The following is an 11,961-nucleotide window of genomic DNA, read 5'->3' as shown; positions in this document are numbered from 1 at the left end:
TCACGCCGCGAGGTCGTAAGGCTTGATCTCGCCGTTGAGATAGAGATTGCGCGCCTTGGCGCGGCTGAGCTTGCCCGAACTGGTGCGCGGCAGCGTGCGCGGGGGGACGAGCTCGATCACGCAGTTCATGCCGGTGACCGAACGGACCCGCTCGCGAATCTCGTCGCGAAGCCGGATGCGCTCCTTTTCGTCCGAGGTGCGGCACTGGACCAGCACCGCCGGGGTTTCCTCGCCGCCGGGGGTGGTGATCGCGAACGCCGCGATATCGCCCTGCTTGAAACCGGGCAGCTGCTCCACTGCCCATTCGATGTCCTGTGGCCAATGATTGCGGCCGTTGACGATGATCATGTCCTTGGCGCGGCCGACGATGTAGACGTAACCGTCGGACATATAACCCATATCGCCGGTGTCGAGCCAGCCACCGGCCATGCATGCGGCGGTCGATTCGGAGTCGCGGAAATAGCCGACCATCACCGACGGGCCGCGGCACCAGACCTTGCCGATCGCCTTTTCGGGAAGCGGCGTACCGTCTTCCTCGCGGATCTGGACTTCCATGTCCTTGACCGGCTTGCCGCAATTGACGATCGCCCGGAAACGCTGCGGCCGATCGGCACGCGCGACATCGCCGCCCGAGAGCTGGGTTTCCTCGACCAGTTCGACCACGATGCCTTCGCCCGGCGGCATGATCGAAACCGCCAACGTCGCTTCGGCGAGGCCGTAGCTGGGAAGGAAGGCCGAAGCCTTGAACCCGGCATCGGCGAACGCATCGACGAACGACTGCATCACGTCGGGGCGGATCATGTCGGCGCCGTTGCCGGCAACCCGCCAGCGCGACAGATCGAACCGGTCGCTCGCCTTGGTCTGGCTCGACATGCGGCGCGCGCAGATATCGTAGCCAAAGGTCGGCGAGTAAGAGAGGGTGGTGCCCTGGTTTCGGCTGATCAAATCGAGCCATGCCAGCGGGCGTCGCGCGAAATCCTCGGTTTTCAGATAATCGGTCGAAACCTGGTTGGCGACGACCGACAGGAAGCAGCCGACCAGGCCCATGTCATGGTACCAGGGCAGCCACGAGACGCAACGATCGCCGTCCTGGAGCTGCATGCCGTGGCTGTGCGCCGACAGATTGTTGAGCAGCGCGTGATGGGTGATCGCGACGCCGTGTGGAAAACGCGTCGAACCGCTCGAATATTGGAGATAGGCGATGTCCCCGGTCTTCGCCTCGGGCAGCACGACCTCCGCCGCGGCGCGCTGGCCGAACTCTGACCAGTCCACCCCCTCCACCCCGGTAATCCGTGCAGCTTCGGCACACATCGCGCCGATTTCGGGCGGATAGATCAGCATCGATGGATCGCAGCTTTCGAGCTGGACGCGGAGCTGATCGATATAGGATTGCGCGCCGCCGAAGCTGGTCGGCAGCGGCAGCGGCACCGGCCAGGCCCCGGCATAGACCACGCCGAAGAACAGCGAGGCGAACTCGATACCGGTCTCCGCGATCAGCGCGATCCGGTCCTCGGGCTTGACGCCAGCGGCGATCAGTCGCCGTGCCTGCGCCAGCGCATCGCGGCGCAGCTCGGAGAAGCGATAGGGCCGCGTCAGATTGCCGCGGGCATCGTGAAAGTTCAATCCGCGAGCGCCCTCTGCCGCATAATCCAGCGCCTCGCCAAGCGTAGCGAAGTCCGCAAGGCGGCGGGGGAGATTGTCGTCGGTCGGGGTAGGGACGATTTCCGCCTCCGTGATACCCTCGTGCGATCCCGTTTCGTCCAATACCATTCTTTATCTCGTGCCCCTGTGAGCTGACAGGCCGTTCTGCCCCGCCACCGCATACCAAATACGAACGGCTCTGCTACGCACTGGCGTTCAAAATCGGTTGCCACTGTGGCACAATCATGGCGCATGACTCATCCGAGGCGCCCGCTCACCCCCCTCAATGCCCCGGATCTGGAGCGGTTCGCACTGCGCTACGTCGAGCGATACGCGACCACGCGCGTTCGATTGGCGGACTATCTGAAGCGCAAAATTCGCGAGCGGGGATGGAGCGGGGAGGCTGCGCCCGACCTGGCAGCGCTCGCCCAGCGTATGGCCGATCTGGGCTATGTGAACGATCGCCTGTTCGCCGAGTCCAAAGCAGGAGCGATGGGCCGGCGGGGGCTGGGCGCCCGGCGTGTCGGTCAGGCGCTGCGGGATGCGGGGGTCGAAGACTCCGATCTCGACGCAGTGGCGCCAGCGCTGGAGGGGAGTGCGATATCGAGTGCGCTTGCCTTCGCCCGGCGCAAGCGCATCGGCCCGTTCGCACTCGAAGCTGCGGAGAGGCCGGTCCAGGAAAAGCAATTGGCGGCGATGCTGCGCGCCGGCCATGCCTTTGATCTGTCTCGCAAGATCGTCCGCATGTCGCCCGGGGAGGATATTGAGGCCTTGCTTTAAGGAGCAATCGTCCCTGACCGGGACCGAATTTTATTGAACTCTGAAGACCGAATCTAACAAAGCAATTCCACATTTAGAAAATGCTGTGTTAAATACGGTCCCTTGGGGGACTAGGATAATGCGTGCTGAACAACAGCTTGCGCCCAGCGATCACGGAATCGCGCCGCCGGAGGAAGAGGGGCTGAGGGCGGAAACGGCGTCGGAAGGCCAGGTTTATTGCGGTGTCGTCAAATGGTTCGATGTGACCCGGGGGTTTGGGTTTCTCGTCGCCGACGATAGCGAGGCTGGCGATATATTGATCCATTTCACCGTGCTGCAGGAGCACGGCAGGCGGAGCCTTCCCGAAGGCGCGCGAGTCGAATGCATCGCGGTTCCCCGGCAACGCGGGCTGCAGGCGAAGCAAATCCGCTCGATCGATTTGACCGAGGCCGTCGAGCCGCCGAAGCGACCGACCGACCGGGTCGACAGGGTACGGCTGATCGACGATGCCGGCCCGTTCGAGGCGGTGACCGTCAAATGGTTCAATCGCCTCAAGGGCTATGGATTTCTCGTGCGCGACGCGGACTCGGCGGATATATTCATCCACATGGAGACCTTGCGTCGCGCCGAGATCGAGGAAGTGGAGCCTGGCCAGCCGCTCAGCGCGCGCATCATCGAAGGTGACAAGGGGCCGCTGGCAGTGGCCGTCGAAAGGACCGGTTGAGGCGATGATTTTCCGGCGTAAGGTTCGCGCGGCGTTTGCCGCGGCAGCGCTGCTGGTGTCGGGGGTATGCGTCGGGAACGCGGTTGCCGTTGGCGTAGCAGCGCAGGGTGCCGCCAAGGTCCTGGCGACGGTCCAGACCAAAAGCGGCCCCAGGCAGTTCAACGTAGAGGTCGCCCGAACCACCGCCGAGCAGGAACGAGGGCTGATGTTCCGCACCAACATCCCCGCGGACGGCGGCATGATCTTCATACCCTATCCGGCAGCGGGCGGCGGCCCGCGCGAGGCGAGCTTCTGGATGAAGAACACGCCGACCCCGCTCGACATCCTCTTCATCCGTCCCGACGGCACGATCGCGGCGATCGCCGCGAATGCGATTCCCTATTCGGAGACACCAGCCAAATCCGGTGAGCCAGTGAACGCGGTGCTCGAGATCAACGGGGGTAAGGCGGCGGAATTGGGGATCGCACCCGGGGACAAGGTGCGCTGGACCGGCCAGGGCGAGTGATGCCGGCGGCGTACCCATGGCGGATTTGATTGCCTCGATCCGCACCCGGGGCTAATCGGCGCGCATGAGCCTGAATCGCAATCCCTTCACCTGGTGGAACGGCGCTACCTTCGGCACGTGGTTCGGCCTGCGCGGCAAGACCAGGATCGGCGAGGATTCGCTCGGCAACGTCTATTGGGCGGGCGGGAAGGACCCCAACGGCATCACCCGCCGCTGGGTGATCTATAACGGCCCGAACGACGCCAGCCGGGTTCCGCCCGAATGGTTCGGCTGGCTGCACCATCAGATCGACGCTGCGCCCGATCAGGTGCTGCCCGCGCCGCGAAGCTGGGAAAAGGCGCCCGAGCCCAACCAGACCGGCACCCGCGCCGCCTATCGCCCGTCGGGCGCGCTCGAGGCGGGCGGGCAACGCGCCCGCTCCACCGGCGACTACGAGGCCTGGACTCCCGACGCATGAAGCGCGGCGCCGCAACGGCGGCAGCGCTGCTGCTGCTCGGTCTCGGCGCGTGCAAGGGCGGCGAGGACGCCGGCAACAACACCGCCGACGATTTGGTGATCACCACCGGACCTGGCAATGCATCGGGCGGCACCGAAGTGGTGGCGATCGGCCCCGATACCAGCGTGCTCAACGCCGCGGCGACGCCGATGAACGAGCGCGAGGCTGTGCTCGGCTTGCTCAACAAGCGCAACGGCGTGGCGCGCGAATTCAAGCTCAAGCCCGGTCAGGCGGCGCGGATCGGCGACGTGATCATCCGCCTGCGCGCCTGCGACAAGACCGCGCCGTGGGAAGCCGATCAGCTCACCGGCGCGTTCGTACAGGTCGATGTCGAGCAGCTCGACAAGAGCTGGCGGCGGGTCTTTTCAGGCTGGCTCTACAAGGAGCGACCGGCGCTAAACGTCGTCCAGCACCCGATCTACGACGTGTGGCCCAAGAGCTGCGCGATGACTTTCCGTGACAGCGGACCCGACACCGTGCCGGCGCCTGGCGCGGCCGACCGGTCAAGCGCGAAGAAATCGCCGTCAACCAGGGGGACGCCGAGCGAGAGCCCGGCGGCCGAATCGCCTAGCGCGGCGCCCAGCAACGCGACGTAATCGTCGCGCGGCAACTCGACCGCGCCGAGCGTGGCGAGATGCTCGGTCTGGAATTGACAATCAAGTAAAGTGAAGCCGCCCGCTTTCAACCGCGCCACCAGATGGGCGAAGGCGACCTTCGACGCGTCGCGCACGCGGGTGACCATCGACTCGCCGAAGAAGGCGCGGCCGAGCGCGAGCCCGTAAAGCCCGCCGGCGAGTCGATCGCCGTCCCAGCATTCGATCGAGTGGGCAAAACCGCGGCGATGAAGTTCGACGAAGACGCGCTCGATCGGCCCGTTGATCCAGGTGTCGGGCCGGTCCACGGCCGATTCGGCGCAGAGCCGGATGATCTGTTCGAAGGCAGTGTCCAAGGTGACGGTGAACCGCTCGGCGAGGACGGTCTTGCGGAGCGAGCGCGACAGATGAAACGCATCGAGAGGTAGAATGCCGCGTAATTTGGGTTCGACCCAATAGACGCTCGACGCCAGCCGGTGATCGGCCATCGGGAACACGCCCATCGCATAGGCGCGCAGCACGAGATCGGGATCGAGATCGAGATCGAGTTGGGGCGGAAGCGGATGGCTCATCGCGGCATCAACGCACGGAGACGAGCTGGCGTTCGATCGCCTGCCACAAGGATGCGAATGCCTGCGCGGCGGGGCTTCGCGGGGCGAAAGCGCCGATCGGCCGGCGCTGCACGGTCATGGTCTCGACGATGCTCGCCATCGGGATCACCGGCCAGTCCGGATGCGCGGCCAGCGCTTCGGCGTGGAGCTTGCGGCGCCGGTCGACCATGGAATGGACCGGCATGAGCGGCACCTTGCCGCCACGTCGTCCGAGATGGGCCTCGACCTCGGCCAGGGCACGCATCGACAGCGGGGAAGGGATGACCGGCACGATGATCAGATCGGCGGCGCGCATCACCTGTTCGCTCGTCTCGGTGAGCCCCGGCGGACAATCGAGCAGCACCCGGTCATAGGATTCCGCGAGCGCGCCGAGCAGCTTGGCGAGCCGCTTCTTCTTGTCGAGCTCGTGAAAAATGCGGTCGAGCGCGCGCAGCGAGCTATCCGCGGCGATCAGATCGAGCCGATCGACCGCCGTATGCCGCGCCAGCCTAGCGGGTTCGACGTCGCGGGTGAAGATCGACTGGGCCTCGTTGCGGCCGCTCGCGCGCCCGTCGAGCAGGAAAGTCGATGCCGCCTGCGGATCGAGATCCCACAGCAAGGTCCTGCGCGCCGAGCGGGTCGCAGCCATCCACGCCAGATTGACCGCTAGGCTGGTCTTACCGACGCCACCCTTCAGGCTGTAAATCGCGATCGTAGCCAAGCGAGTCCCTCCCGTCGCAAAGCGCAGGCTGACATGAAAAAGGGCCGACGGGGAAGCCCCGCCGGCCCTTGGAAACTGGAGATGTGCCGCGCCTCAGGCGTGGCAGGTCTTGGCGGGCTTGCCGGGAAGCGTCACGCTGACGTTCTTCGGGGTGCCGGTGAGCTTGTAGCCGCCGGCGGCCTCGAACGGCTGGCCGGCTTCGGGCGCCTTGAGCATCGTCGCGGGACCGGCCTTGTCGGTCTTGAGCTGGACCTGCTTGTTGCCCTGGAAGAAATCGAGATAAACGAGGCTGTTGTCGCCGCAGCGCAGCGTAACGGTCTCGGCGATCGCGGGCGGAAGCTCGACCGGCGCGGCGTTGGCGAGCTGCGACGCCATGGGATCGGGCGCAGTGCTGGTCACTTCCTCTGGCTTGTTCTCACATGCGGCGAGCGACAGGAGCGCAACGACGGCGGCGGCGATAAGGGGAGGGTTCTTCATAGCGGCTCGTGCTTTCGGACAGGTGGCAAGAATCGTCAAGCGATTCGTGATACAAGGTCACATTATTGTGCTGCAACGCAACGTAACACGCTGATTGTTTCTCCCATGTGAACCCTATTCGTGGAATTCGTCCAAGTCCGGGATTCTCCCGAAGGCGATCTTGGTGCCCACCGCGTCGATCCGCCCGCCGTTCAACGGACCGACGCTGACAGCATGCCGCCCGAACTTTTCGTTGATCCGGTCCATCGCACGGCTGAGCGAAAGCGTACGGGTTTCGCGCGCCAGCGGATCGTCGGGATCGAGTGCGGCGAATAGCGATCCCTGCTCTCCCTCCACGGTTTCGATTTCGCAGAGCGTGACCCCGACCATGCGCAGCCGGAACCCACCGGCGCGCTGCCGCCCGGCCTCGGCGAGGCGCGGAAAGAGCGCGTCGAGCGCCGAGAGGATCACGAAGCTGTCCTGCGTGTTCGGCAGCCGACACGCGGCGCGCCAATTGGACTTGTCGTCCTCGAACTTGCCGTGGAGAACGAGCAGCCGGCTGCGATAGCCTTTCCGGCGCAACCGGCTCGCCGCCTTTAACGCGAGGCGGCGCGCGGTGAGGCGGGTGGGCTCGAGCCCGCGCTTGCCTGGACTGAGGACATGGCTGTGCCCGATGGTGCGGCTCTGGGTCGGCTTTTCGGGGAGTTCGACGCCGTGGAGAAGATACCAGAGCCGGTCGCCATTGGTGCCGCCCCACGCGGTGCCGGCGTCGCGCGGGCGGCGCTCGCAGAGCTGGCGGATGTCGAGGATGCCGTCCTGCGCGAGCCGGCGCTCCATCTTCGCGCCGATCCCGGCGATCTCGCGCAGTTTGAGGTCGTACAGGCCGTGGGGGAGCTGATCGGCGGTGAATATTATCAGCCCATCGGGTTTCTGCAGGTCCGAGGCGAGCTTGGCGAGCAGCCGGTTGGGCGCGATGCCGACCGAACTGGTCAGGCATTCGCCGACATTGGCGCGAACGCCCGCCTTGATCCGCTTCGCCAGCGCCACCGCCGCTTCGGGCGAATTTTCATTGTCGAGCAGCCGGCAGGCGACTTCGTCGATCGAGCAAACGTGCGTCACCGGAATGTGCTTCCAGATCTCGGCGACGATCGCCTCGTGGAACTCGACGTATTTCTCGTGCCGCGCCGGCGCGATCAGGAGATCACGGCATTTGCGCTTCGCCTCCCAGACCGGCGTGCCGGTCGAGATGCCGTAGCTTTTGGCCTCGACCGACGCGGCGATCGCCACGGTGGTGTCGGCATCGACCGGTGCGACGATCACCGGGCGTCCACGCAGCGCCGGATCGAGCTGTTGCTCGACGCTGGCGAAATAGCTGTTGAGATCGAGGAACAGCCAGCGCAGCGGGCGTGGCGGGAAAGCGAGAATGTTGGAAGGCGCGGGCGCAATTGCACCCTCTCGCCGGGGATCTTGAACAAAAGCTCCAGGCGCAGGACAGATTTTTGCTCCACTCGCGGCCCCTGCGGAGGATCGAGGCGGGAGGCGAATCACGAAGGAACAATAGCAGAACATTCGTGTGCAGGAAATGGGGCTTGATGTAGCGGGACCACGACAAACAGGAAGGCTGTGACAGGACGATCTGGAGCACTCACCCCAAGCGGTCGCCGGGCACATGGCGCGGATTTCTGCAATGAGCGCGGCCTTGAGACTCTAATCATCGCGCGAAGGTAGGCCCTTCCGATACGGCCGATCTGGTCGCTCGCAGGCGACGTTGCCTCTCGAGGTCGTCCATCGGCCGAGAGACGTCCGTCGTTATCCCGGCCCCTCCGGGCTGATGTGTCGCCTAACACTTGACCCGTGGGCCTCGGGTTCGCAGACCGGCCGGATGGAGGAAGGCATGCGGCTGTTTTTGACGATGGGACTGGCACTGGCGCTCGCTGCATGCGGCGGGGGCGACGAAGTGGTGAACAACAGCGTCACGCCAGCGCCGACTCCGACGCCTGGGCCGATGCTGGGCGGGGTCGATCTCAGCAAGCCGGTCCGCGCTACGGGGACAGGGGTGCCCTGGTCGATGGACATCGCGCCGGGGACGATCGCGTTCCTTGCTGCCCCCAAGGCGGCTCGCGCCGACTTCTATCCTGTGAGCCCGAAGCTGGCGGAGGGCCGCGCGGTCTTCGAGACCCAGACGCCTGAGGCCGAGCCGGTGACGATCACGATGACTGGCGAGGCCTGCACGGCGGGCAAACGGAGGCTGCCGCTTGCCGTCGCGGCGCGCATCGGTACGCGAACGCTGCAAGGCTGTGCGGGGCCGATAGACTATGTCGGGCAGCCCTGAGGCACTGTCGATTGCGGCTTGACGCAAAGTGGCCGTTCTCGGGGCGGTTCAGGCGAGATAGTGCGCGAGCGCCTGCCAGGTCGGCAGCTTGGCAGCGAGCCCTACGGTATGAAGCGGGCTGCTCGAAGGGAGCGCGACGACTGCGTAGCGCTCCGCCACGGTGCCTAGTTGCTTCAGCCCGTGGCGTAGCGCGGTGGCTCCGTTGAAGGCGATTGCGCGGAGTTGCGGTAGCGTTCCGGCGAGTGCGGCGATGTCGTGCCCTTCGATGTCGCGCATCGCGGCGTCGGTGCTCCCTGCGCGGTGCGCACTGGCGACCACGTCCCACAGGCCGATTTGCGCTTCGAGCAGCGCCGCGAGGCGGGCCGCATAGGGAAGAGCGGCCAGATCGCGGCCGGCGGCGGGGGCGATCAGCCGCCAGAACTGGTTTTGCGGGTGCGCATAATAGCGCCGCTCGGCCAGAGACCGCTCACCCGGGAGCGAGCCGAGGACGAGTAGGCGGGTGCGCGGATCGACGACGGGCGGGAAGCTGTGCTTGCGTTCGCTCACGCGGCCGCAGCGACGTCGGTATGGACGAAGTCGTCGCCTTTGAAGAGCAGAGGCTCACCGGTCGCCTTGGCGAGCGCGTAGGCGAAGCAATCTCCGAAATTGAGGCGGGCAGGGTGGCCTGTGCCCCGTCCATAGGCTCGATAGCCATCCCGCCCAAGCCGGGCTTGCTCGGACGTAACATCCACGATCGTGAGCCTGATGCTCCGGAGCAGAGCCTCTATCAGATGCGCCTTTTCAGGATGCTGCCGGGCGATGACGGTTGCCAGTTCCATCCAGGTGCCGGCGGAGATTCGGCGCTCGCGCGCTTCCAATATCCTGCGCAGCATCGCATCCCGTTCGGGCTCTTCGAGCGCGATCGCCAAGATCGCCGACGTATCGACGATCACTTGGGCAAGCCATCCTCGTCATACATATCGTCCATCCATTCCTTCGAAGATTTGCCGCGCATTTCGGGCGGCATGGACGCGATGAATTCGCGACTGATTTCCTTCACTTTCGCCAAGACCTCGGCAAACTCTTCCTCGCGGCGCTGCACTTCGCGCTCGAGCGCCAGGCGGATCACTTGCGTGACGGGCTGGCCCGTTGCATCGGCCAACTGCCGCGCGAGGCGAACAGTTTCGGCGTCCTTGATGTTCAGCTGCACGCCCATCACTCTACCTCCGTCGCCCGGCTTTCTACCATGGCTTGCGTGCGGCTGAAAGAAGCGTAGTCTCGGTCCATGGCGCGCACGATCACCCGCTATGACGACTTCTGGCCCTATTATCTGCGCGAGCATGCGAAGCCCGAGACGCGGCGGCTGCATTATATCGGGACGGTATTGACCTTCGTGTTCCTGGCACCCGCGTTGATGCAGGGCGGCTGGTGGTGGCTGCTGGTGCCGCTCGCCGGGTACGGCTTCGCATGGGGGGCACATTTCGGAGTGGAGAAGAACCGGCCGGCGACCTTTACCTATCCGCTCTGGTCGCTCTTCTCGGACTATCGCATGTTCTTCCTGTGGCTGAGCGGACGGCTGGGACCGCATCTCAAGCGCGCGGGCGTGGCCGCATAGTTTCGCTTGCTTGCGGATCGAGGGTGAGCACCCCTATCTAGCCGGTATGCATGTGACATCCGATACGCTGGGCCTGATCGGCAACACTCCGCTGGTGCGGCTGAAGGGGCCGAGCGAGGCGACCGGCTGCGACATCTTCGGCAAATGCGAGTTCGCCAATCCCGGAGCCTCGGTGAAGGACCGCGCGGCCTTGTTCATCGTGGCCGATGCCGAAGAGCGCGGGGCGATCGCGCCGGGCGGGACGATCGTCGAGGGGACTGCGGGCAACACCGGCATCGGACTGGCGCTGGTCGCCAATGCCAAGGGCTACAGGACGATCATCGTGATGCCCGAGACACAGAGCCGCGAGAAGATGGACACACTGCGCGCGCTCGGCGCCGAACTCGTGCTGGTGCCGGCCGCGCCTTATTCGAATCCCGGGCATTTCGTCCACACCTCGCGCCGCATCGCCGAGGAGACCCCCAACGCGATCTGGGCCAACCAGTTCGACAATATCGCCAATCGCCGCGCGCATATCGTCGGCACTGCCGAAGAGATCTGGAGCCAGATGGACGGCCGGATCGATGGGTTCACCTGCGCAGTGGGGACGGGGGGCACACTCGCGGGTGTCGGGCTCGGGCTCAAGGCCAAGGACGAGAAGGTCTGCATCGCGCTGAGCGATCCCTATGGCGCCGCGCTGTACGATTATTATGCGTGCGGCGAATTGAAGTCGGAAGGTTCGTCGGCGGCCGAAGGGATCGGGCAGGGGCGGATCACCGGCAATCTCGAGGGTGCGCCGGTCGATACCCAGTTCCGCGTCTCCGACGCGGAGGGGCTCGAATGGGTGCGGCGGCTGCTCGACGACGAGGGGCTGTGTCTCGGGCTCTCGTCGGGGATCAATGTCGCCGGTGCGGTGCGGCTGGCGAGGCAATTGGGACCGGGCAAAAGGATCGTGACGATCCTGTGCGACACCGGCTTTCGCTACCTCTCGACGCTCTACAATCCCGAGTGGCTGCGCGAGAAAGGCTTGCCCGTTCCCGAGGGGATGGAGGCCAGCTGACGGCGCGCCTCGACAAAGGCCGGGCGAGGCGTTACATTTATGCCACAGCTATGAAGTCGGGATCGCAAGACTCACAGCAGGCGATGCAGCGTGTCCGGGTCGGTATGACCGGGCTGGCGATGGTGCTGGTGCTGATCGGATTGGCCAGCGCGATCTTTTCCTCGGCCAATCGCGACGATCCGGTGTCGGCGATCGGCGCGCCCAATGCATCGGTCGTCGCCAATATGACCAACGAGGGCGGCAATGCCAGCGCCGAAAAGGGCAAGGACGAGCCGCTCGCCGAGCTCGGCGTGGCGCCCAGCACCTCCTCCACCGACGCGCCCGAGGGGCAGCCTTCCCAAAACTGAGATTCTCCGCGGAAGTCACGGAGGGTTCGCTTGTCGCCTTGTGCTCCAGCTTTTGCAGGAGCACCGGTTCAGGGTTGCGGTGTGGAATGAAACGGCAGACGCCGGGACGGCGGCTGTTCCGTTCCGCCGAGTCGCCGACGCTCCGAGGCGGTTGATACGCCGTT

16 protein-coding genes and 1 pseudogene are annotated in these 11,961 nt (G+C 65.4%); 9 read left to right on the top strand and 8 right to left on the bottom strand.

Annotation, left to right across the window (positions count from 1 at the left end; all coding sequences use genetic code 11):
* Entirely contained in the window at positions 1–1,770 is a 1,770-nt protein-coding gene (locus CVN68_RS08125; protein WP_100281749.1) for a fatty acyl-AMP ligase, read from the bottom strand.
* 123 nt (positions 1,771–1,893) lie between these two features.
* On the opposite strand from CVN68_RS08125, the gene CVN68_RS08120 reads away from it, so the two are divergent.
* The 5 genes and pseudogenes from CVN68_RS08120 to CVN68_RS24280 all read left to right on the top strand — a co-directional run.
* Positions 1,894–2,421 carry a regulatory protein RecX gene (locus CVN68_RS08120; protein WP_100281748.1) on the top strand — a complete coding sequence of 176 codons (528 nt, stop codon included), beginning with the start codon at positions 1,894–1,896 and terminating at the stop codon, positions 2,419–2,421.
* 118 nt (positions 2,422–2,539) lie between these two features.
* The gene (locus CVN68_RS08115) at positions 2,540–3,124 is read left to right on the top strand and encodes a cold-shock protein (RefSeq protein ID WP_100281747.1); all 585 of its coding nucleotides are present in this window, start codon (positions 2,540–2,542) and stop codon (positions 3,122–3,124) included.
* A 4-nt stretch (positions 3,125–3,128) separates the two neighbouring features.
* On the top strand, positions 3,129–3,629 hold the full coding sequence (locus CVN68_RS08110) for a DUF192 domain-containing protein (protein ID WP_100281746.1): 501 nt from the start codon (positions 3,129–3,131) through the stop codon (positions 3,627–3,629).
* Positions 3,630–3,693: 64 nt separating this feature from the next.
* Complete coding sequence (locus tag CVN68_RS08105) at positions 3,694–4,086, top strand: NADH:ubiquinone oxidoreductase subunit NDUFA12 (protein WP_100281745.1); 393 nt, start codon at positions 3,694–3,696, stop codon at positions 4,084–4,086.
* A pseudogene (locus tag CVN68_RS24280) lies at positions 4,083–4,508 on the top strand (DUF2155 domain-containing protein); the annotation flags it as partial. The gene CVN68_RS08105 and the pseudogene CVN68_RS24280, both read left to right, overlap by 4 nt.
* Positions 4,509–4,543: 35 nt before the next feature.
* Here CVN68_RS24280 and aat read toward each other — a convergent pair.
* The 4 genes from aat to CVN68_RS08080 form a co-directional block, all read right to left on the bottom strand.
* Positions 4,544–5,290, bottom strand: coding sequence for a leucyl/phenylalanyl-tRNA--protein transferase (gene aat / locus CVN68_RS08095; RefSeq protein WP_100281744.1), 747 nt, complete (start codon positions 5,288–5,290; stop codon positions 4,544–4,546).
* A gap of 7 nt (positions 5,291–5,297) precedes the next feature.
* Positions 5,298–6,029 carry a ParA family protein gene (locus CVN68_RS08090; RefSeq protein WP_100281743.1) on the bottom strand — a complete coding sequence of 244 codons (732 nt, stop codon included), beginning with the start codon at positions 6,027–6,029 and terminating at the stop codon, positions 5,298–5,300.
* A gap of 93 nt (positions 6,030–6,122) precedes the next feature.
* Positions 6,123–6,506, bottom strand: a complete 384-nt coding sequence (locus tag CVN68_RS08085) for a hypothetical protein (protein ID WP_100281742.1) — start codon at positions 6,504–6,506, stop codon at positions 6,123–6,125.
* 114 nt (positions 6,507–6,620) lie between these two features.
* Entirely contained in the window at positions 6,621–8,033 is a 1,413-nt protein-coding gene (locus CVN68_RS08080) for a Y-family DNA polymerase (protein ID WP_233503632.1), read from the bottom strand.
* 346 nt (positions 8,034–8,379) lie between these two features.
* Between CVN68_RS08080 and CVN68_RS08075 the strand changes: the two genes are divergently transcribed.
* Complete coding sequence (locus tag CVN68_RS08075) at positions 8,380–8,817, top strand: hypothetical protein (RefSeq protein ID WP_158298791.1); 438 nt, start codon at positions 8,380–8,382, stop codon at positions 8,815–8,817.
* Positions 8,818–8,865: 48 nt separating this feature from the next.
* On the opposite strand, the gene CVN68_RS08070 is transcribed toward CVN68_RS08075, so the two are convergent.
* Genes CVN68_RS08070 through CVN68_RS23125 form a run of 3 tightly spaced genes read right to left on the bottom strand, consistent with a single transcriptional unit; the run spans position 8,866 to position 10,012 of the window.
* A complete protein-coding gene (locus tag CVN68_RS08070) occupies positions 8,866–9,363 on the bottom strand; it encodes a DNA-deoxyinosine glycosylase (RefSeq protein WP_100281739.1) in 498 nt (165 codons plus the stop codon).
* Complete coding sequence (locus CVN68_RS08065) at positions 9,360–9,749, bottom strand: type II toxin-antitoxin system VapC family toxin (protein WP_100281738.1); 390 nt, start codon at positions 9,747–9,749, stop codon at positions 9,360–9,362. Before CVN68_RS08065 ends, CVN68_RS08070 begins: the two co-directional genes overlap by 4 nt.
* Complete coding sequence (locus CVN68_RS23125) at positions 9,746–10,012, bottom strand: type II toxin-antitoxin system VapB family antitoxin (RefSeq protein ID WP_158298790.1); 267 nt, start codon at positions 10,010–10,012, stop codon at positions 9,746–9,748. Before CVN68_RS23125 ends, CVN68_RS08065 begins: the two co-directional genes overlap by 4 nt.
* A gap of 69 nt (positions 10,013–10,081) precedes the next feature.
* On the opposite strand from CVN68_RS23125, the gene CVN68_RS08055 reads away from it, so the two are divergent.
* The 3 genes from CVN68_RS08055 (at position 10,082) to CVN68_RS08045 (ending at position 11,797) form a co-directional block, all read left to right on the top strand.
* The gene (locus CVN68_RS08055; RefSeq protein WP_100281737.1) at positions 10,082–10,411 is read left to right on the top strand and encodes a DUF962 domain-containing protein; all 330 of its coding nucleotides are present in this window, start codon (positions 10,082–10,084) and stop codon (positions 10,409–10,411) included.
* A gap of 46 nt (positions 10,412–10,457) precedes the next feature.
* A complete protein-coding gene (locus CVN68_RS08050; RefSeq protein ID WP_100281736.1) occupies positions 10,458–11,450 on the top strand; it encodes a cysteine synthase A in 993 nt (330 codons plus the stop codon).
* 83 nt (positions 11,451–11,533) lie between these two features.
* The gene (locus CVN68_RS08045) at positions 11,534–11,797 is read left to right on the top strand and encodes a hypothetical protein (protein WP_199560289.1); all 264 of its coding nucleotides are present in this window, start codon (positions 11,534–11,536) and stop codon (positions 11,795–11,797) included.
* Positions 11,798–11,961: the final 164 nt, after the last annotated feature.

Origin of the sequence: Sphingomonas psychrotolerans (assembly GCF_002796605.1) — a bacterium.
Lineage (GTDB): Bacteria > Pseudomonadota > Alphaproteobacteria > Sphingomonadales > Sphingomonadaceae > Sphingomonas > Sphingomonas psychrotolerans.
This window is presented reverse-complemented; position numbering and strand designations above follow the sequence as displayed.

Coding starts and splice junctions, on each gene's coding strand:
- CVN68_RS08125 (WP_100281749.1), bottom strand. CDS start 1,770: ATGGTATTGGACGAAACGGGATCGCACGAGGGTATCACGGAGGCGGAA.
- CVN68_RS08120 (WP_100281748.1), top strand. CDS start 1,894: ATGACTCATCCGAGGCGCCCGCTCACCCCCCTCAATGCCCCGGATCTG.
- CVN68_RS08115 (WP_100281747.1), top strand. CDS start 2,540: ATGCGTGCTGAACAACAGCTTGCGCCCAGCGATCACGGAATCGCGCCG.
- CVN68_RS08110 (WP_100281746.1), top strand. CDS start 3,129: ATGATTTTCCGGCGTAAGGTTCGCGCGGCGTTTGCCGCGGCAGCGCTG.
- CVN68_RS08105 (WP_100281745.1), top strand. CDS start 3,694: ATGAGCCTGAATCGCAATCCCTTCACCTGGTGGAACGGCGCTACCTTC.
- aat (WP_100281744.1), bottom strand. CDS start 5,290: ATGAGCCATCCGCTTCCGCCCCAACTCGATCTCGATCTCGATCCCGAT.
- CVN68_RS08085 (WP_100281742.1), bottom strand. CDS start 6,506: ATGAAGAACCCTCCCCTTATCGCCGCCGCCGTCGTTGCGCTCCTGTCG.
- CVN68_RS08075 (WP_158298791.1), top strand. CDS start 8,380: ATGCGGCTGTTTTTGACGATGGGACTGGCACTGGCGCTCGCTGCATGC.
- CVN68_RS23125 (WP_158298790.1), bottom strand. CDS start 10,012: ATGGGCGTGCAGCTGAACATCAAGGACGCCGAAACTGTTCGCCTCGCG.
- CVN68_RS08055 (WP_100281737.1), top strand. CDS start 10,082: ATGGCGCGCACGATCACCCGCTATGACGACTTCTGGCCCTATTATCTG.
- CVN68_RS08050 (WP_100281736.1), top strand. CDS start 10,458: ATGCATGTGACATCCGATACGCTGGGCCTGATCGGCAACACTCCGCTG.
- CVN68_RS08045 (WP_199560289.1), top strand. CDS start 11,534: ATGCAGCGTGTCCGGGTCGGTATGACCGGGCTGGCGATGGTGCTGGTG.